At 62.2% G+C, this 17,972-nt stretch carries 16 protein-coding genes; 8 read left to right on the forward strand and 8 right to left on the reverse strand.

Annotation, left to right across the window (positions count from 1 at the left end):
• Positions 1–171 precede the first annotated feature (171 nt).
• The 5 genes from RG836_RS25515 to RG836_RS25535 all read right to left on the reverse strand — a co-directional run bounded on the left by RG836_RS25515 (position 172) and on the right by RG836_RS25535 (position 4,473).
• A complete protein-coding gene (locus RG836_RS25515) occupies positions 172–1,329 on the reverse strand; it encodes a phospholipase D-like domain-containing protein (RefSeq protein ID WP_310850507.1) in 1,158 nt (385 codons plus the stop codon).
• A gap of 1 nt (position 1,330) precedes the next feature.
• A complete protein-coding gene (locus tag RG836_RS25520; protein ID WP_310850508.1) occupies positions 1,331–1,921 on the reverse strand; it encodes a YceI family protein in 591 nt (196 codons plus the stop codon).
• Between the two features lie 86 nt (positions 1,922–2,007).
• Positions 2,008–2,334: an amidase gene (locus tag RG836_RS25525; RefSeq protein ID WP_310850509.1), complete on the reverse strand. Its 327-nt coding sequence runs from the start codon at positions 2,332–2,334 to the stop codon at positions 2,008–2,010.
• A complete protein-coding gene (locus RG836_RS25530) occupies positions 2,331–3,425 on the reverse strand; it encodes a serine hydrolase domain-containing protein (RefSeq protein WP_310850510.1) in 1,095 nt (364 codons plus the stop codon). The genes RG836_RS25525 and RG836_RS25530 overlap by 4 nt, the downstream gene beginning before the upstream one ends.
• A gap of 163 nt (positions 3,426–3,588) precedes the next feature.
• Positions 3,589–4,473 (reverse strand): acyl-CoA dehydrogenase family protein, encoded by an 885-nt coding sequence (locus RG836_RS25535; protein WP_310850511.1) that lies wholly within the window; start codon positions 4,471–4,473, stop codon positions 3,589–3,591.
• Positions 4,474–4,626: 153 nt separating this feature from the next.
• Between RG836_RS25535 and olsB the strand changes: the two genes are divergently transcribed.
• Together olsB and RG836_RS25545 are read left to right on the forward strand one after the other, a co-directional pair.
• On the forward strand, positions 4,627–5,382 hold the full coding sequence (gene olsB / locus RG836_RS25540; RefSeq protein WP_310850512.1) for an L-ornithine N(alpha)-acyltransferase: 756 nt from the start codon (positions 4,627–4,629) through the stop codon (positions 5,380–5,382).
• Positions 5,382–6,173, forward strand: coding sequence for a lysophospholipid acyltransferase family protein (locus RG836_RS25545; protein WP_310850514.1), 792 nt, complete (start codon positions 5,382–5,384; stop codon positions 6,171–6,173). The genes olsB and RG836_RS25545 overlap by 1 nt, the downstream gene beginning before the upstream one ends.
• A 103-nt stretch (positions 6,174–6,276) precedes the next feature.
• Here the strand turns inward: RG836_RS25545 and RG836_RS25550 are convergent, their stop codons facing one another.
• Positions 6,277–6,852, reverse strand: a complete 576-nt coding sequence (locus tag RG836_RS25550; protein ID WP_310850515.1) for an acyl carrier protein phosphodiesterase — start codon at positions 6,850–6,852, stop codon at positions 6,277–6,279.
• Between the two features lie 155 nt (positions 6,853–7,007).
• Here RG836_RS25550 and RG836_RS25555 point away from each other — a divergent pair, with 155 nt between their 5' ends.
• From RG836_RS25555 to RG836_RS25565, 3 genes are read left to right on the forward strand one after another with little or no spacing between them, the layout of a single operon-like run.
• On the forward strand, positions 7,008–7,310 hold the full coding sequence (locus tag RG836_RS25555) for an ArsR/SmtB family transcription factor (protein WP_310850517.1): 303 nt from the start codon (positions 7,008–7,010) through the stop codon (positions 7,308–7,310).
• Between the two features lie 35 nt (positions 7,311–7,345).
• Complete coding sequence (locus tag RG836_RS25560; protein ID WP_310850518.1) at positions 7,346–8,512, forward strand: MFS transporter; 1,167 nt, start codon at positions 7,346–7,348, stop codon at positions 8,510–8,512.
• A 29-nt stretch (positions 8,513–8,541) separates the two neighbouring features.
• Positions 8,542–9,591, forward strand: coding sequence for an alkene reductase (locus tag RG836_RS25565; RefSeq protein ID WP_310850519.1), 1,050 nt, complete (start codon positions 8,542–8,544; stop codon positions 9,589–9,591).
• Between the two features lie 248 nt (positions 9,592–9,839).
• Here RG836_RS25565 and RG836_RS25570 read toward each other — a convergent pair whose 3' ends face one another.
• Complete coding sequence (locus RG836_RS25570) at positions 9,840–10,472, reverse strand: TetR family transcriptional regulator (protein ID WP_310850520.1); 633 nt, start codon at positions 10,470–10,472, stop codon at positions 9,840–9,842.
• A 264-nt stretch (positions 10,473–10,736) separates the two neighbouring features.
• On the opposite strand from RG836_RS25570, the gene RG836_RS25575 reads away from it, so the two are divergent.
• The 3 genes from RG836_RS25575 to adeC are packed head-to-tail and all read left to right on the forward strand — an operon-like array spanning position 10,737 to position 16,516.
• On the forward strand, positions 10,737–11,897 hold the full coding sequence (locus RG836_RS25575) for an efflux RND transporter periplasmic adaptor subunit (protein ID WP_310850522.1): 1,161 nt from the start codon (positions 10,737–10,739) through the stop codon (positions 11,895–11,897).
• A gap of 3 nt (positions 11,898–11,900) precedes the next feature.
• Positions 11,901–15,062 carry an efflux RND transporter permease subunit gene (locus tag RG836_RS25580; RefSeq protein WP_310850524.1) on the forward strand — a complete coding sequence of 1,054 codons (3,162 nt, stop codon included), beginning with the start codon at positions 11,901–11,903 and terminating at the stop codon, positions 15,060–15,062.
• Positions 15,059–16,516, forward strand: a complete 1,458-nt coding sequence (gene adeC / locus RG836_RS25585) for an AdeC/AdeK/OprM family multidrug efflux complex outer membrane factor (RefSeq protein ID WP_310850525.1) — start codon at positions 15,059–15,061, stop codon at positions 16,514–16,516. Before RG836_RS25580 ends, adeC begins: the two co-directional genes overlap by 4 nt.
• 89 nt (positions 16,517–16,605) lie before the next feature.
• Here adeC and RG836_RS25590 read toward each other — a convergent pair whose 3' ends face one another.
• On the reverse strand, positions 16,606–17,907 hold the full coding sequence (locus RG836_RS25590; RefSeq protein WP_310850526.1) for an MFS family transporter: 1,302 nt from the start codon (positions 17,905–17,907) through the stop codon (positions 16,606–16,608).
• Positions 17,908–17,972: the final 65 nt, after the last annotated feature.

Raw genomic sequence — 17,972 nt, forward strand, 5'->3', positions numbered from 1 at the left:
GCCGTCTTCGCGGGCAAGCCCGCTCCCACAGGACTTTGCGTCGGACACAGCATGTGCGAACGCCGGTGACACTGTGGGAGCGGGCTTGCTCGCGAATGCGGCCTGTCAGGCACATGGATGTTGGAGGTGCCGCCGCTTTCGCGGGCAAGCCCGCTCTCACATTGGAGGGTGTCAGTTCCGCCGATCCAGCACGTTCACCACCAGCCGATCCACCCAGCCCCACACCCGCTGCTTGATGCGGCGCCACAGCGGTCGGCGTTGCCATTCGTCGAGGCTGACTTGCTGGCTGAGGGCGAAGTCTTTTTCGAAGCTGGCGGCGACGGCCTCGGTCAATGCCGGGTCGAGAGCTTCGAGGTTGGCTTCCAGGTTAAAACGCAAATTCCAGTGGTCGAAATTGCACGATCCAATGCTCACCCAGTCGTCCACCAGGACCATTTTCAGGTGCAGGAAACATGGCTGGTATTCGAAGATTTTCACCCCGGCCTTGAGCAGCCGCGGGTAATAGCGATGCCCGGCGTAACGCACCGACGGGTGATCGGTGCGCGGGCCGGTGAGCAGCAGGCGCACGTCGATACCACGGGCGGCGGCTTTGCGCAGGGAGCGGCGGACTTTCCAGGTCGGCAGGAAGTACGGAGTCGCCAGCCAGATCCGCCGCTGGCCGCTGTTCAGCGCACGGAACAGCGATTGCAGAATGTCGCGGTGCTGCCCGGCGTCGGCGTAGGCCACCCGGCCCATGCCCTCGCCCATGGGCGGCACCCGTGGCAGGCGCGGCAAGCCGAAGTGCGAGGCGGGTTTCCAGGCGCGACGGTGGCGGTTGGCAAGCCACTGGCGGTCGAACAGCAGTTGCCAGTCGAGCACCAGCGGACCGACGATTTCCACCATCACTTCGTGCCATTGGCTGGTGTCTTCGCCCGGCGTCCAGAACTCATCGGTGACCCCGGTGCCGCCCACCACCGCCAGGCGCTGATCCACCAGCAGCAGCTTGCGGTGATCGCGGTACAAATTGCGCACCCAGCGCTTCCAGCTCAAGCGGTTGTAAAAACGTAGCTCCACACCGGCATCGGTCAGGCGGTTGCGCAGGTTCAGGGTGAAGGCCAGGCTGCCGTAATCATCGAACAGGCAACGCACCCGCACCCCGCGCTCGGCGGCTTGCACCAGAGCCTGGACCATCGTCTCGGCGCAGGCCCCCGCCTCCACCAGGTACAACTCCAATTCCACTTGTTGTTCGGCGCGGGCGATTTCCACCAGCATGCGCGGAAAGAACTGCGGGCCGTCGATCAGCAGTTCGAAGCGATTGCCATCGCGCCACGGGAAAATCGAGCCGGCCATGTCAGCGCGCCGTAAAAATCAGCACCGCGCCCACCGGTACCGACAAGCTGATGGCCGACAGGCCGGCGAGATTGCGCAAATGTTCCAGACCCGGCGCCAGATCGAAATCTGCGGCGTTGAGCACCAGCGGCTCCAGGGTCACCACCTGGAAACGCCGGTCGTCCAGGCGCGTGGCCAGCAATTCGGCGTTGTACTCGTGTTGCTTGCCGTGCAGCTTGACGGTAATCGGCAAGCGCAATTCCAGTTGCGCGCCAGACGCGAGGTCGTTGATCGGCAGCAGGTCGATCTGCGCGCTGATCAGCGCTTCGGGAAATTGATCGATCTGGAACAGCTCCTTGCGCATGCGTTCATCGCGTAACGGCACGCCGCTGTTGACCGACTCCAGCTCGACTTCCAGTTCCGCCAGGCCCTTGGGGCTGACCTTGCCGTGCAGCACCAGAAAGCGCTGCACTTCCGAAACATTGGCATCCTTGGTGCTGATGAACGACAGCCGCGACGACTCGCCGTCCAGGTACCAATTGGCCTGAGCCGACAGGCAGGTGCCCGCCAGCAGCAGACCGGCGACGGCGTGAGAAAGGGACCGCTTGAACATACACACTCGGGGGCAGATAAACCTGTGCCGAACCTTAACCGGCTTGGGCCCGGAAGCAAACTGTCAATCGCGACAACACGCGAGGCTTACGGCGACAGCCGACAACCCTGACGCTCGCCGATCCACTGCGCACTGTGCGTGCGACCCATGCCGCTGGCGGTCACCCGTTTGCCGTCGGCGTCATCCAGCAGACTGCCGGGCACCCACTGCTTAACGTAGCCCTGGCAATAGGCGACGTCGTTGTTCATCACGTAGCGGCACGAGCAATATTCCTTGGCGGTGTAGGCGCCGATGATGTCGGGGAAGGCTTGCAGGTTCACCCGCTCTTGCCAGACCCAGCCGAGCAACAGCGCCAGCAGAAGCAGGAGTACCGTGCTGAAGGGATGACGCCGAACAAACCCCGGGCGGCTCATGGCTGCACCGTCCCGCTGAATGCCGCCAGCGCCCGTTTCAGCAACTGGTCATGATCGTAGCTGCCGTCGCGATCATCGGCGTAGCGCACGATCACCAGGTTGGCGCTGGGAATCACGTACAGCGCCTGGCCCCAGTGACCGAGGGCGGCGAAGGTGTCGGGCGGGGCATCGGGCCAGGGTTTGAGACGGGGGTCGGCGCTGCGATTGAGCCACCAGTGGCCGCCCGGCACGACGGCGTCCTGGCCGGCCTGGAAGTGTTCGAAAGGTTGCAGATTGAAGTCGACCCAGGCCTTGGGCAGCAATTGCCGCTCGCCCCAGCGTCCGCCGCGCGCCATCAGCAAGCCGACCCGTGCCAGGTCGCGGGCGGTCATGTAGGCGTAGGACGACGCAACGAACGTCCCCGTGGCGTCGCTTTCCCACACCGCACTGCGGATGCCCAGGGGCTCAAATAATGCGGTCCATGGGTAGTCCGCGTATCGCGCGGCGCCGAGGCGGCTTTTCAGGGCCGCCGACAGCAGGTTGCTGTCTCCGCTGGAGTAGCGAAAAGCCTGGCCCGGCGCGCTGTAACTGGAGTGATTGGCGGTGAACTGCGCCATGTCGTCATGGCCACGGGTGTAGAGCATCGCCACCACCGAAGATTTAAGCGGCGCGTATTCGTAATCTTCCTGCCAGTCCAGGCCCGAGGCCCAGTGCAGCAGGTCGGCCATGGTGATCGTCGGATGCCTGGCCAGTGGCGGATAGAATTGCGCGACTGGCTCATCAAGCTTGAACAGGTCTTCGCCGAACGCCACGCCGAGGACCGTGGCCATCAGGCTTTTGCTGATCGACCAGGTCAGGTGCGGGGTCTGCGCGGTGGTCGGGCCGGCGTAGCGTTCGTAGATCAATTGACCGTCGCGGATCACCAGCAAGGCGTCGGTGCGAATGCCTTGGCGAGTGGTGTCGTCGCGGGGAGCGAAGGCGTAATCCTCCAGGGCTTGCAAGGCCGTGCTGGTCGGTGTCGGGCGCTGAGACCATTCTTCTGTGGGCCAGTTTTCCGCTTGGGCGGTGACGCTGAGTAACAGCAGCAGAAACAGGGGCAGGCCTTTGAACATGGTCGGGGCTCGGGGGAGTTGAACTTGCTGAGCCTAGTTGGGCTTTGTGACATTTCAAAAATGGCTGTGCCTGTCAGGCCCCTTTCGCGAGCAGGCTCGCTCCCACAAAGTTAACGAATGCCACGGAACCCTGTGGGAGCTGGCTTGCCAGCGATGAGGCCCTTCAGTTCAACGAAGATGCCAAAGCCTTGGCCAACCGCTTGGCCCGCGCGCCTGCGGCGATCTCCATCACCGGCCGATCCCGCTGCCACAACTGCGCCCACTCCAGCGGCCCGGCGGCAAACGATTGATCGACCTCAGCCTTGAGCCCGTCGAACTGCGCAAACAAACCACCCAGTAACACATGCCCGTCAGGGTTGTTCGGCGCTTGCCGGCTGACTTCCGCGCACCCCGCCAGCAACGCCAGCAAGCGCAATTGCAAGGGCTGCGGCCAGGCGTGATCCTGGGCCACGCCGTACAACCAGGCACCTATAGCGCTCAGCACGTAAATATCTTCGAGGGTGCGGAAGGGCTTGACGTAGGCGTCCCAGCCATCGCCGGCGAGCAACTCGCAGGCGGCGTGTTCCAACACTAAACGGCCGTGGCTGATGTCCGGCATCAGCGCCAGGGGCGGCAGGGTTTCCACGCTGACGCCGGGTTCATCCGGATACACCAGGGCCAGGCTCAGGCGCGGTGGTTGGCCTGGTTCTTCACTGCGCGCGGCCACCAGCAGCCAGTCAGCTGCGTCGCCGGCAGTGACGAAATCCTTACGGCCACTGAGGCGCAAATCCTTGAGGCGGGTCTGCATGTCCGCCGGGCGCAGGCTGCGCTGTTCGGTGGCGCACAAGGCGCCGAGGCTCGGCGGCGCACTCGGCCAGAGCATGCGCAACGCCGCCTGGTAACCCACCAGAAACGCCAGCCCCGGCGTCGCCATCATCCGCCCGCCCTGCACCGCCAGCTCGAACGGCGTTACCGGCCCCAACTGTTGCAACAGGCTGGCGAACCCTTCGCCGAGGTCCGGGTGGGCGGGCAGGCGTTCGCGGCGGTTGAGCAGGGTTTGCCAGGGCATAAGAGACTCCTCGAGGGCTGTCATATAAGCATCACCAAAGCTTCATGGCGATGACACCGGGGCTACATAGCCTGACTTTGCACAACAAATTGTCACAAAGAAAGTCGATCGGCAGTAGCCCAAGACGGGCAAGCGCCCGCACGGAGATTCGCAATGACACAGATCGCCCGCATCAGCGACACCGGCAATGAACGCCGCCTGCAAGCCGAACGCCTGATCGGCGCTGCGGCTCTGGAGGAAGCCCAGGCCCTGCGATTCACCGTCTTCAGCGGCGAGTTCAACGCCAAGCTCAAGGGCGCTGAACGGGGTCTGGACATGGATGACTATGATGTTCACTGCGCCCATATCGGCGTGCGTGACTTGAACACCGGGCGCCTGGTGGCCACCACTCGTTTGCTCGACCACACGGCCGCCAGCAGCCTGGGCCAGTTCTACAGCGAAGAAGAATTCAGCCTGCATGGCCTGGTGCATCTGCAAGGCCCGATCCTGGAAATCGGCCGCACCTGCGTCGACCCGGCCTACCGCAATGGCGGCACCATCGCCGTGCTTTGGGGCGAACTGGCCGAAGTGCTCAACGAAGGCGGTTACAGCTACCTGATGGGCTGCGCAAGCATCCCGATGCAGGACGGCGGCATCCAGGCCCACGCGATCATGCAACGCTTGCGCGAACGCTACCTGAGCACCGAACACCTGCGCGCCGAACCGAAAAAGCCCCTGCCGACCCTGGACATCCCGTCCAACGTCATCACTGAAATGCCGCCGCTGCTCAAGGCCTACATGCGCCTGGGCGCGAAGATCTGCGGCGAGCCGTGCTGGGACGAGGACTTCCAGGTGGCCGACGTGTTTATCCTGCTCAAGCGCGACGACCTGTGCCCGCGCTACGCCAAGCACTTCAAGGCGGCGATGTAATGAGCCGGTTGCGGGTGTACGCGCGCATTGCCCGGGTGCTGCTGGTGGTAGCGCTGGGCTTGAGCATGGCCAGCGTGTTCGGTCTGTTCGAGCGCCTGGGCATTGCCCATTCGATGGTTCGCCGGCAGCGCTGGTCGCGGTTTTTCATGGCGCGGTTGAGCAACGCCCTGCCCTTTCGCGTGACCGTGCACGGCGAATTGCCGCAACAGCCGATGCTGTGGGTCAGCAACCACGTGTCGTGGACCGACATTCCGCTGCTCGGCATGCTGACGCCGATGTCATTCCTGTCCAAGGCCGAGGTTCGCACCTGGCCGGTGGCGGGCTGGCTGGCGGCGAAGGCAGGCAGCCTGTTTATCCGTCGCGGTTCGGGCGACAGCCAGTTGATCCGCAAACAGATGACCCGTCATTTGCAGCAGGAACATCCGCTGTTGATGTTCCCCGAAGGCACCACCACTAACGGCCGTTCGCTGCGCACCTTCCACGGTCGGCTGCTGTCGGCGGCGATCGATGCCGAGGTGATGCTGCAACCGGTGGCGATTCGTTACCTGCGCAACGGCGAAGTGGACAACCTGGCGCCGTTCATTGGCGACGACGACTTGCTGTCGCACTTGATGCGCTTGTTCGCCAACGATCGCGGCGATGTCGAAGTGCATGTGCTCACGCCCATCCCTTGCGAAGGCCGGGAGCGCGCGGCACTGGCGTTCGAAGCGCAGCAAGCGGTGCAGAGGGCGTTGTATGGCGCAGTGGCACAGCCGCAACGGGCGCCAATGCGGCCGGCGATTGCGGCCTGACACTGCAAAATCCTGTGGGAGCGAGCCTGCTCGCGAATGGCTGAATCAGTCGCCATCATCATCGACTGATCTACCGCTTTCGCGAGCAGGCTCGCTCCCACTTTTAGCTCTGCTGCGTTTGCGCGAACTGCTGGAGCTGTGGATAAAACAGCCGGAAGTCTTCGCTCAACGGCTCATACAACCCGCGCAATTCGTGCATGGCTGCGGCCAGTTCTTCCGGCCGGGTCAGGCGCCGGGAAATCCCTTGCAGCACTTGCTCCAGCACTTCGAACTCCTGATAGGAACCCAACCAATCATTGGCCACCATGTGCGGCGCGATTCTGGCCAGGCGTTCCGGCAACTGCGGTTCGCTGGACAGCACGCGGTACACGTCCGTGGTGAAGTGCGTCAGCGGCTGGTCGGCGTAGAGCGTCCAGTCCCGCGCCAGGCAATGGTCGAAAAACACGTCGAGAACGATTCCGGCGTAGCGCCGCCGAGTGAGGGAAAACCGTGCCAACGCGACGTCGACCAACGGATGGCGATCGGTAAACACATCGATGCGCCGGTGCAACTGGATTGCCGCTTCGATCTCCGGCGCGAACTGCCCTTGCAGCCGGCCCTTGACGAAATCGCCGTAGAGGCTGCCGAGCAACTGGCCCGGGCGCGAGCCGCCCAAATGTAAGTGTGCGAGATAATTCATGGCGCGCAGCTTAACACTCCGGCACCTGTATCGTTATAACCCGATATACCGATTCATGCGTTCTCCATTCCGAATTCATATTTGTATATCGCGATCCACCGATATAAAGTTCGCCGCATCGCGATATAGCGTTTCACTCATCACGAGCCCAGACCATGCCCATCGACCTCGACGACATCATAAAAGCCCTGGCACACCCAGTGCGCCGAGACATCCTGCACTGGCTCAAAGACCCGACCGTAGAATTCCCCGACCAGATCCACAGCAACGAGCACGGCGTCTGTGCCGGGCAGATCGACCAGCGTTGCGGCCTGTCGCAATCCACCGTCTCCGCCCACTTGGCGACCCTGCAGCGCGCGGGCCTGATCAGCAGCCGCAAAGTCGGCCAGTGGCACTTCTTCAAACGCAACGAAGACACCATCCAGGAATTTCTCAACACCTTCAGTAAACAGCTCTGACCCTTAACGTCAGCCAGCCGACAAAGGACCACACAATGCCCCTCTCGCTACTCATTCTCGCCCTGAGCGCCTTCGCCATCGGCACCACCGAGTTCGTCATCATGGGCCTGCTGCCCGATGTGGCGGCGGACCTCGGGGTATCGATCCCTGGCGCCGGCTGGCTGGTGACCGGTTACGCACTGGGCGTGGCCATCGGTGCGCCGTTCATGGCCATGGCCACCGCCAAACTGCCGCGCAAGGCCGCCCTGGTGGTGCTGATGGGGATTTTCATCATTGGCAACATGCTGTGCGCCCTGGCCACGGACTACAACGTACTGATGTTCGCCCGGGTCGTCACCGCGCTGTGCCACGGGGCGTTCTTCGGCATCGGCTCGGTGGTCGCGGCCAACCTGGTGCCAGCCAACAAACGCGCCTCGGCCGTGGCGCTGATGTTCACCGGCCTGACCCTGGCCAACGTGCTGGGTGTGCCGCTGGGCACCGCGCTGGGCCAACAGGCCGGCTGGCGTTCGACTTTCTGGGCGGTGACGGTGATTGGCGTGATCGCGCTGATCGGCCTGATTCGCTTCCTGCCGGCCAAGCGTGATGAAGAGAAACTCGACATGCGCTCGGAACTGGCCGCCCTCAAAGGCGCCGGAATCTGGCTGTCGCTGAGCATGACCGCGCTGTTCGCCGCGTCGGTGTTCACCCTGTTCACCTACGTCGCGCCGCTGCTGGGCGAAGTCACCGGCGTATCGCCACGGGGCGTGACCTGGACCCTGATGCTGATCGGCCTGGGCTTGACCGTCGGCAACATCATCGGCGGCAAACTGGCGGACAAGGGCTTGGCGGCAACGCTGATCGGCGTGTTCATCAGTATGGCCGTGGTGTCCACGGTGCTGACCTGGACCAGCGTCGCGCTGATCCCGACTGAAATCACCCTGTTCCTCTGGGCCACCGCGTGTTTCGCCGCCGTGCCGGCGCTGCAAGTCAACGTGGTGACCTTCGGCAAAGCCGCGCCGAACCTGGTGTCGACCCTCAATATCGGTGCATTCAACATCGGCAACGCCCTCGGCGCCTGGGTCGGCGGCAGCGTCATCGCCCACGGCTACGGCCTGACCAGCGTGCCGTTGGCCGCCGCTGCCCTGGCGGTCCTGGCGCTGGTGGTGACCCTGATCAATTTCCGTCAGCGCGGCGATGCCGAGCTGGCTACTGCTGCCCAATAAACCTCAATCATTCATATAGGCTTTTGTTCATGACGACTATTTTTGATCCCATCAAACTCGGCGACCTCGAACTGTCCAACCGCATCATCATGGCGCCGCTGACCCGCTGCCGCGCCGACGAAGGCCGTGTGCCCAACGCGCTGATGGCCGAATACTACGTGCAGCGCGCCTCCGCCGGACTGATCCTCAGCGAAGCCACTTCGGTGACGCCGATGGGTGTCGGCTACCCGGACACCCCGGGCATCTGGTCCAATGACCAAGTGCGCGGCTGGGCCAACGTGACCAAAGCCGTGCACGGTGCCGGCGGCAAGATCTTCCTGCAACTGTGGCACGTTGGCCGGGTGTCCCACGAGTCGTACCTGAACGGCGAAGCACCGGTGGCACCAAGCGCCGTCAAGCCTCAGGGCCACGTCAGCCTGGTGCGTCCGCTGTCCGACTACCCGACGCCGCGTGCGCTGGAAACCGCTGAAATCGCCGACATCGTCGACGCTTACCGGGTCGGCGCGGAAAACGCCAAGGCCGCCGGTTTCGACGGCGTGGAAGTGCACGGCGCCAACGGCTACCTGCTCGACCAGTTCCTGCAAACCAGCACCAACCAGCGCACCGATAACTACGGCGGCTCCCTGGAAAACCGTGCGCGCCTGCTGCTGGAAGTGACCGACGCGGTGATCGAAGTCTGGGGCGCCGGTCGTGTCGGCGTACACCTGGCCCCGCGCGGCGACGCGCACGACATGGGCGACGCCAACCTCGCCGAGACCTTTACCTACGTCGCCCGCGAACTGGGCAAACGTGGCATCGCGTTCATCTGCTCCCGTGAGAAAGAGGCCGGCGACAGCCTCGGCCCACAACTGAAAGCAGCGTTCGGTGGCCCGTACATCGCCAACGAGCGTTTCACCAAGGACAGCGCCAACGCCTGGCTGGCCGAAGGCAAGGCCGACGCCGTGGCATTCGGCATCCCGTTCATTGCCAACCCGGACCTGCCAGCGCGTCTGAAGGCCGATGCACCACTTAACGAAGCACATCCTGAGACGTTCTACGCCAAGGGCCCAGTCGGCTACATCGACTACCCAACGCTGTAAACCTCGCAGAAACAAAAAGCCCCGGCACGAAAGCACCGGGGCTTTTTTTTAACTGGCAGTCGGTTCCGAGATCACGGGCGGCTTACAGTCGCTCACTGATTTGCAACAAATCTTCTACAAAATACGCCGCTTGCGACCTATCACGCTGGGCGTTCAGCCGCTATAAATACACGCCATCCATACGACACTATCGAAGCATTGCCCGGCATGGGTCGCTGACATAACCTGAGCCAATTACGTATTTTGTTTCATTTGCGCAGGCTGGGGCTCCAGCGCAGCATGTCCAACCCTGTGTCCACCCAACGCTCGGCTTCGGCATGCAGCTCGAAGCTGTCGGACGCCAGCAGCCATTGGTACAGAAGACCGTCGATGTAAGCATGGATGCTGATGGCGGCACGGGCCGGGTCGAGGTCTTCCGGCAACTGGCCGCGATTGACCGCGTTGCGCAGGGTCAGGGCGATGCGCGAATTGCACTCCAGGCTGACGTCGCGGCGCTGCTTCCGCAGGTCGCACATCTCATCGGTGAATTCGCATTTGTGAAAAAGAATTTCATTGATGCGGCGGGTTTTCGGGTCCAGAGCAACTTGATGAAACAAATGAATCAGCAACTGCCGCATGCAGCCCAAGGGGTCTGGCTCATCCTCGCTTTCGCTGGCCTTGGCCAGTTCGTCCAGCGGCTCGTGCAAGGTGTCGAGCATGGCCTGCAGCAGGTCCGCCTTGTTGCTGAAATGCCAGTAGATCGCACCCCGCGTAACGCCGGCCAGACTGGCGATGTCCGCCAGCGTAGTGCGGGCGACGCCCCGTTCGAAGAAGGCTTTCTCGGCCGCTTCGAGGATCTGGCTACGGGTTTCCTGGGCTTCTTCTTTGGTGCGACGGACCATGGCAGTACAACCTCATCAAGATGCTTCAGCGATGCCTGAACAGCGACTGAATAACAATGGGAGAGCGCTCTCTGGTGCTCATGCCCGACCTACAATGTTCACCAGCGGCTTGGCTTGCGTACCGCGAATGGTACTCAGCTTGGGTGTTTACAAACAACCATGAACGTAAGTATATTCCTTAGCAAGCTACTTATTCAGAATTCGCGATATTTCTACTCTTCAACTTTCGAGTGCGCTCCTTGCGCGCCTGACCCGAGGATCTTCATGCAATTCAAGCCAGCTGTTACCGCTCTGGTCACCGCCGTCGCCCTCGCATCGCTGCTCAGCGGATGCAAAAAGGAAGAGGCGGCACCAGCGGCACCACCTCCTCAGGTCGGCGTCGTCACCCTGCAACCACAAGCCTATACCCTGACTTCCGAGCTGCCGGGCCGCACCAGCGCCTATCGCATCGCCGAAGTCCGGCCGCAAGTGAACGGCATCATCCTCAAGCGCCTGTTCAAGGAAGGCGCCGATGTGAAGGAAGGCCAGCAGCTGTATCAGATCGACCCGTCGATCTATGAAGCCACCCTGAAAAGCGCCCAGGCCAACCTGCAGTCGACCAAGTCGATCTCCGATCGCTACCAGCAACTGGTCAAGGAACAAGCGGTCAGCCGCCAGGAATACGACACTGCCCTGGCCAACCGCTTGCAGTCCGAAGCCTCCCTGCAAACCGCACAGATCAACGTGCGCTACACCAAGGTCTACGCGCCGATCTCCGGCCGCATTGGTCGTTCCGCTGTGACCGAAGGCGCGCTGGTCAGCAATGGCCAGGCCGATCCAATGGCCGTGATCCAGCAACTGGACCCCATCTACGTCGACGTCACGCAATCCTCGGTCGAGTTGCTGCAACTGCGTCGCGACCTGGAAACCGGTCGTCTGCAAAAGAGCGGCGACAACGCGGCGATGGTCAAGCTGAAGCTCGAAGACGGCAGCGACTACAAGCAGGAAGGTCAGCTGGAGTTTTCCGAAGTCTCGGTCGACCAGACCACCGGCTCGGTGACCTTGCGTGCGGTGTTCCCGAACCCGGATCACACTTTGCTACCCGGCATGTTCGTCCACGCGCAACTGCAATCCGGCGTGAACAGCAAAGCGATCCTCGCGCCGCAACAAGGCGTGACCCGCGACCTCAAGGGCATTCCAACCGCCATGGTGGTCAACCAGGACAACAAGGTCGAACTGCGCCAATTGGTGGTCAACCGTACCGCCGGCGCCTACTGGCTGGTGGAAAAAGGCTTGAATGCCGGCGATCGCGTGATCACCGAAGGCTTGCAGTACATCAAGCCAGGCGTCGAAGTGCAGGTTAAAGAAGCCAGCAACGCCAAACCGGCTGGCGCCGCTGCACCTGCTGCCGCCGCTCCTGCTGCCGCTGCTGGCAAAGGGGAGTAATTCATGTCGAGATTTTTTATCGACCGTCCCATTTTCGCCTGGGTCATCGCCCTGGTGATCATGCTGGTCGGCGCGCTGTCGATCCTTAAGCTGCCGATCAACCAATACCCGGCCATCGCGCCTACCGCCATTGATATCCAGGTCACCTACCCGGGTGCTTCCGCACAAACCGTGCAGGACACCGTGGTGCAGGTCATCGAGCAACAGCTCAACGGTATCGACAACCTGCGTTATGTCGCCTCGGACAGTAACTCCGACGGCAGCATGACCATCACCGCGACCTTCAACCAGGGCACCAACCCGGACATCGCCCAGGTTCAGGTACAGAACAAGCTCAACCTGGCCACCCCGCTGCTGCCGCAAGAAGTGCAGCAACAGGGGATCCGCGTTACCAAGTCGGTGAAGAACTTCCTGATGGTGATCGGTCTGGTGTCGGAAGACGGCAGCATGACCAAGGATGACCTGTCCAACTACATCGTTTCCAACATCCAGGACCCGATTTCGCGGACTGCCGGTGTGGGTGACTTCCAGGTCTTCGGTTCGCAGTACGCCATGCGTATCTGGCTGGACCCGGCCAAGTTGAACAACTTCCAGATGACCCCGGTTGACGTCGCCAATGCCATCCAGGCGCAGAACGTGCAGGTGGCCACCGGCCAACTGGGCGGTTTGCCTGCCCTGCCCGGCCAGCAACTGAACGCCACCATCATCGGCAAGACCCGTCTGCAGACTGCCGAGCAGTTCGGGCAGATCCTGATGCGGGTCAACCCGGACGGTTCGCAGGTGCGCCTGAGCGATGTCGCTCGTATCGAACTGGGAGGCCAGAACTACAGCATCAGTGCGCAGTTCAACGGCAAACCGGCCTCCGGCATGGCGATCAAACTGGCTTCCGGCGCCAACGCCCTGGACACCGCCAAAGCAATTCGCGCCACCGTGGCCAACCTGGAACCATTCTTCCCGCCCGGCATGAAAGTGGTGGTGCCGTATGACACCACGCCAGTGGTGACCGAATCGATCTCCGGTGTGGTGCACACCCTGATCGAAGCGATCGTGCTGGTGTTTCTGGTGATGTACCTGTTCCTGCAGAACTTCCGCGCCACCATCATCACCACGATGACCGTGCCCGTGGTACTGCTGGGTACCTTCGGCATCCTCGCGGCGTTCGGTTTCACCATCAACACCTTGACCATGTTCGGCATGATCCTGGCCATCGGCTTGCTGGTGGACGATGCGATCGTGGTGGTGGAAAACGTCGAGCGGGTGATGGCAGAGGAGCATTTATCGCCCAAGGACGCGACGATCAAGTCCATGGGACAGATTCAGGGCGCCCTGGTCGGTATCGCCCTGGTGCTCTCGGCGGTACTGCTGCCGATGGCGTTCTTCGGCGGCTCTACGGGGGTGATCTACAAACAGTTCTCCATCACCATTGTTTCGGCGATGGCGCTTTCGGTACTGGTTGCCTTGATCTTCACCCCGGCGTTGTGCGCCACCATGCTGCAGCCGATCGACCCGGACAAACACGGCCAACCCAAGCGTGGTTTCTTCGGCTGGTTCAACCGTACCTTCGACCGTGGCGTACTGAGCTACGAGCGCGGCGTCGGCAACATGATCAAACACAAGTTTCCGTCGTTCCTGGTCTACGTGATCATCTTCGCCGGCATGATCTGGCTGTTCACCCGTATTCCCGCGGCGTTCCTGCCGGAAGAAGACCAAGGCGTGATCTTCGCCCAGGTGCAGACGCCGGTCGGCTCTTCGGCCCAGCGCACGCAGAAAGTCATCGACGACATGCGCGCCTTCCTGCTGCATGACAAGGAAGGCGAGCCTGGCGAAGGCAAGTCCGTGCGCTCGGTGTTCACCGTGAACGGCTTCAACTTTGCCGGTCGTGGCCAGAGTTCGGGCCTGGCATTTGTGATGCTCAAGTCCTGGGACGAGCGGGACTCGACGCAAACCGTATTCGAAGTGGCAAAACGCGCCCAGAGCTACTTCTCGCAGACCTTCAAGGACGCCATGGTGTACGCCATCGTGCCGCCGTCGGTACTGGAGCTGGGTAACGCCACCGGTTTCGACGTGTTCCTGCAAGACCAGGGCGGCGTTGGCCACGAAAAAATGGTCGAGGCGCGCAACCAGTTCCTTGGCCTGGCCTCGCAAAGCAAGATCCTCGCGGGCGTTCGTCCCAACGGCGTGAACGATGAGCCGCAGTATGAGCTGACTGTCGACGACGAGAAGGCCAGCGCCCAGGGCATCAGCCTGGCAAGCATCAACCAGACCCTGTCGATTGCCCTGGGTGGCAGTTACATCAACGACTTCATCGACCGCGGTCGAGTGAAGAAGGTGTATGTGCAGGGCGAGGCCGCCGGCCGGATGTCGCCCGAAGACCTGAATAAATGGTACGTGCGCAGCGACTCCGGGAAGATGGTGCCGTTGTCGGCCATCGCGTCCGGCAAGTGGATCTACGGTTCGCCGAAGCTCTCGCGTTACAACGGTGTGGCGGCGATGGAAATCCTCGGCACCCCGGCACCGGGCTACAGCACCGGTGACGCCATGGCCGAAGTCGAACGGATCGCCAAGCAGATGCCAGCGGGTGTCGGCTACGCCTGGACCGGCCTGTCGTATGAAGAACGCCTGTCCGGTTCGCAAGCGCCAGCGTTGTACGCGCTGTCGCTGCTGGTGGTGTTCCTCTGCCTCGCAGCGCTGTACGAAAGCTGGTCGATCCCGATCGCGGTGCTGCTGGTGGTACCGTTGGGCGTCATCGGCGCCCTGATGGCCACCAGCCTGCGCGGACTGTCCAACGACGTATTCTTCCAGGTCGGGCTATTGGTGACGGTGGGGCTGGCGGCGAAAAACGCCATCCTGATCGTGGAGTTCGCCAAAGAGCTTCACGAACAGGGCAAGGGCGTTTTCGAAGCCGCCATCGAAGCCTCGCGGATGCGTCTGCGGCCGATCATCATGACGTCCATGGCGTTCATCCTCGGCGTATTGCCGCTGGCGATCTCCACCGGCGCCGGCTCGGGCAGCCAACATGCGATCGGTACCGGGGTAATTGGCGGTATGATCACCGCCACCGTGCTCGCGATCTTCTGGGTACCGCTGTTCTTCGCGACAGTGACGTCGATCGGCAGCCGCAAAAAGACCGATACCACTGAAACTCCTAAAGAGGCTGGCCAATGAGCAAGTCGCTACTGTCCTTAGCCGTCGCCGCCTTCGTGCTGGGCGGCTGCTCGCTGATTCCCGATTATCAGCAACCGGCCGCACCGGTCGCTGCGCAATACCCGCAAGGGCCGGCGTATTCGCCGGCCGACGCACCGAACCAGGCCGCCGCCGAGCAAGGCTGGAAGCAGTTTTTCCGTGACCCGGCCCTGCAGCAACTGATTCAGACCGCACTGGAAAACAACCGCGACCTGCGCGTCGCGGCACTGAACATCGACGCCTATGCCGCGCAGTACCGCATCCAGCGCGCCGATCTGTTCCCGGCGGTCTCGGCCGACGGTGCCGGCAGCCGCCAGCGGGTCCCGGCCCGGCTGTCGCAAACCGGTGAGTCCGGCATTACCAGCCAATACTCGGCGACCCTGGGCATCAGTGCTTATGAACTCGACCTGTTCGGGCGCATTCGGAGCCTCAGCGAGCAGGCGCTGCAACTGTATTTCGCCACTGAAGAAGCACGGCGCAGTACCCAGCTCAGCCTGGTGGCCAACGTCGCCAATGCTTACCTGACCCTTCAAGCGGACAAAGAACTGCTGAAGCTGACCCAGGACACCCTCGGTGCCTTCGAGGAAAGCTTCAAGCTGACCTCGCGCAGCGCGGAAGTCGGCGTGGCCTCGGCGCTCGACCTGGCCCAGTCGCGCACCTCGGTGGAAAATGCCCGTGCGCAATTGGCGCGCTACACCCGCCAGGTGGCTCAGGACGAGAACGGTCTGACCCTGTTGCTCGGCACCGGTTTGCCGAGCAACCTGCAAACCAAACCGCTGGCGGACGACCTGCTGAGCGAAGTGCCGGCCGGTCTGCCGTCAGACTTGCTGCAGCGTCGCCCGGACATCTTGCAAGCCGAATACAACCTCAAAGCAGCCAACGCCAACATCGGCGCGGCACGGGCAGCGTTCTTCCCGAGCATCAGCCTGACGGCCAATGCCGGCACCTTGAGCCCGGACCTGTCCGGGTTGTTCAAGGGCGGTTCGGGCACTTGGTCGTTCGCCCCGCAAATCAGCCTGCCGATCTTCAACGCCGGCAGTCTGCGGGCGAGCCTGGATTACGCGAAAATCCAGAAAGAGATCAACGTCGCGCAGTACGAGAAGTCGATCCAGACCGCGTTCCAGGAAGTGTCCGACGGCCTCGCGGCACGCCAGACCTACAACCAGCAGTTGCAGGCCCAGCGTGACTTCGTCACCGCCAACCAGGATTACTACCGTTTGGCCGAGCGGCGCTACCGCATCGGCGTCGACAGCAACCTGACCTTCCTCGACGCCCAGCGTCAGTTGTTCAGCGCGCAACAAGCGCTGATCACCGACCGCCTGGCGCAGCTCAACAGCGAGGTCAACCTGTACAAGGCCCTCGGTGGTGGCTGGAATGCCGAGACCGCGAAGAACGAACCGCTGAAGGAAGAAGCGCCGAAAATGCGTTTGTTCTGATGCCTCAGCGCTGACAACAAAAAGCCCACCGATTGGTGGGCTTTTTGTTGCGGCAGAGAAAGCTCAGTGGCTGAGCCAATGCCCCAAGGTCAGAGGTCGTGGTGCAAGTACGCCGCTTGTTTCGGCAGGCGCAGGCTGAACAGGAACGCGACGGCCATCATCACCGTGACGTACCAATAGAAGGAGTTTTCCATGCCTGCGGACTTCAGGCTCAGGGCCACGTATTCCGCCGAGCCGCCGAAGATCGCATTTGCCACTGCGTAGGCCAGGCCGACACCCAGGGCGCGGACTTGCGGTGGGAACATCTCGGCTTTCACCAGGCCGCTGATCGAGGTGTAGAAACTGACGATCGCCAGCGCCAGGGTGATCAGCACGAACGCCAGGAACGGGCTGCTGACCGACTTCAGCGACAGCAGGATCGGCACCGTGCACAGCGTACCCAGCGCGCCGAACCAGAGCATCGAGTTACGGCGGCCGATCTTGTCCGCCAGCATGCCGAACAACGGCTGCATGCACATGTACAGGAACAGCGCGCCGGTCATGATGTAACTGGCCGTCTTAGCGTGCATGCCGGCGGTGTTCACCAGGTATTTCTGCATGTACGTGGTGAAGGTGTAGAAAATCAGCGAGCCGCCGGCGGTGTAGCCGAGCACGGTGATAAACGCTGCCTTGTGATCCCGGAACAGCGCACGAATGCTGCCGGCGTCCTTGTCTTCGCGCATTTCCTTGCTGGTGGTTTCTTTCAGCGAGCGACGCAGCAGCAACGAAATCACCGCCGCCGCCGCACCGACCACAAACGGAATCCGCCAGCCGTAGGCGCGCAACTCTTCCTCGCTGAGGAACTGCTGCAGAATCACCACCAGCAACACCGCCAGCAATTGCCCGCCGATCAGCGTCACGTACTGGAACGAGGCGAAGAAACCGCGCTGGCCTTTGAGCGCGACTTCACTCATGTAGGTCGCGGTGGTGCCGTATTCGCCACCTACCGACAAGCCCTGCAGCAAACGCGCGAACAGCAACAGGATCGGCGCCCAGACGCCGATGTCCTTGTAGGTCGGCAGGCAGGCGATGAGCAATGAGCCGAAGCACATCATCAGCACCGAAATCATCATCGAGTTCTTGCGCCCGTGCTTGTCCGCGACCCGCCCGAAGATCCAGCCACCAATCGGCCGCATCAGGAACCCGGCGGCGAACACGCCTGCGGTGTTGACCAGTTGCACCGTGGGGTTATCGGACGGGAAAAACGCCGGTGCGAAATAGATCGCGCAGAACGCATACACGTAAAAGTCGAACCATTCGACCAGGTTACCGGACGAGGCGCCGACGATCGCAAAGATCCGCTTGCTTCGCTCTTCTCCGGTGTAGTGACTTGTTGTTGTACTGGTGGTCATCTGTTTTCACTCGTTGGGGACACGTGACATTCTAGACATACTTTGCAACAAACTTGGTCCTTGAG

Origin of the sequence: Pseudomonas rhizozeae, from assembly GCF_031583775.1 — a bacterium.
In the GTDB taxonomy this organism is placed as follows: Bacteria; Pseudomonadota; Gammaproteobacteria; order Pseudomonadales; family Pseudomonadaceae; genus Aquipseudomonas.

Bases quoted from the DNA above. Each gene is read 5' to 3' on its own strand.
- RG836_RS25550 (WP_310850515.1), bottom strand. From the start codon at position 6,852: ATGAATTATCTCGCACACTTACATTTGGGCGGCTCGCGCCCGGGCCAG.
- RG836_RS25525 (WP_310850509.1), bottom strand. From the start codon at position 2,334: ATGAGCCGCCCGGGGTTTGTTCGGCGTCATCCCTTCAGCACGGTACTC.
- RG836_RS25560 (WP_310850518.1), top strand. From the start codon at position 7,346: ATGCCCCTCTCGCTACTCATTCTCGCCCTGAGCGCCTTCGCCATCGGC.
- RG836_RS25590 (WP_310850526.1), bottom strand. From the start codon at position 17,907: ATGACCACCAGTACAACAACAAGTCACTACACCGGAGAAGAGCGAAGC.
- adeC (WP_310850525.1), top strand. From the start codon at position 15,059: ATGAGCAAGTCGCTACTGTCCTTAGCCGTCGCCGCCTTCGTGCTGGGC.
- RG836_RS25580 (WP_310850524.1), top strand. From the start codon at position 11,901: ATGTCGAGATTTTTTATCGACCGTCCCATTTTCGCCTGGGTCATCGCC.
- RG836_RS25570 (WP_310850520.1), bottom strand. From the start codon at position 10,472: ATGGTCCGTCGCACCAAAGAAGAAGCCCAGGAAACCCGTAGCCAGATC.
- RG836_RS25575 (WP_310850522.1), top strand. From the start codon at position 10,737: ATGCAATTCAAGCCAGCTGTTACCGCTCTGGTCACCGCCGTCGCCCTC.
- RG836_RS25535 (WP_310850511.1), bottom strand. From the start codon at position 4,473: ATGCCCTGGCAAACCCTGCTCAACCGCCGCGAACGCCTGCCCGCCCAC.
- RG836_RS25545 (WP_310850514.1), top strand. From the start codon at position 5,382: ATGAGCCGGTTGCGGGTGTACGCGCGCATTGCCCGGGTGCTGCTGGTG.
- RG836_RS25515 (WP_310850507.1), bottom strand. From the start codon at position 1,329: ATGGCCGGCTCGATTTTCCCGTGGCGCGATGGCAATCGCTTCGAACTG.
- RG836_RS25565 (WP_310850519.1), top strand. From the start codon at position 8,542: ATGACGACTATTTTTGATCCCATCAAACTCGGCGACCTCGAACTGTCC.
- RG836_RS25530 (WP_310850510.1), bottom strand. From the start codon at position 3,425: ATGTTCAAAGGCCTGCCCCTGTTTCTGCTGCTGTTACTCAGCGTCACC.
- RG836_RS25555 (WP_310850517.1), top strand. From the start codon at position 7,008: ATGCCCATCGACCTCGACGACATCATAAAAGCCCTGGCACACCCAGTG.
- RG836_RS25520 (WP_310850508.1), bottom strand. From the start codon at position 1,921: ATGTTCAAGCGGTCCCTTTCTCACGCCGTCGCCGGTCTGCTGCTGGCG.
- olsB (WP_310850512.1), top strand. From the start codon at position 4,627: ATGACACAGATCGCCCGCATCAGCGACACCGGCAATGAACGCCGCCTG.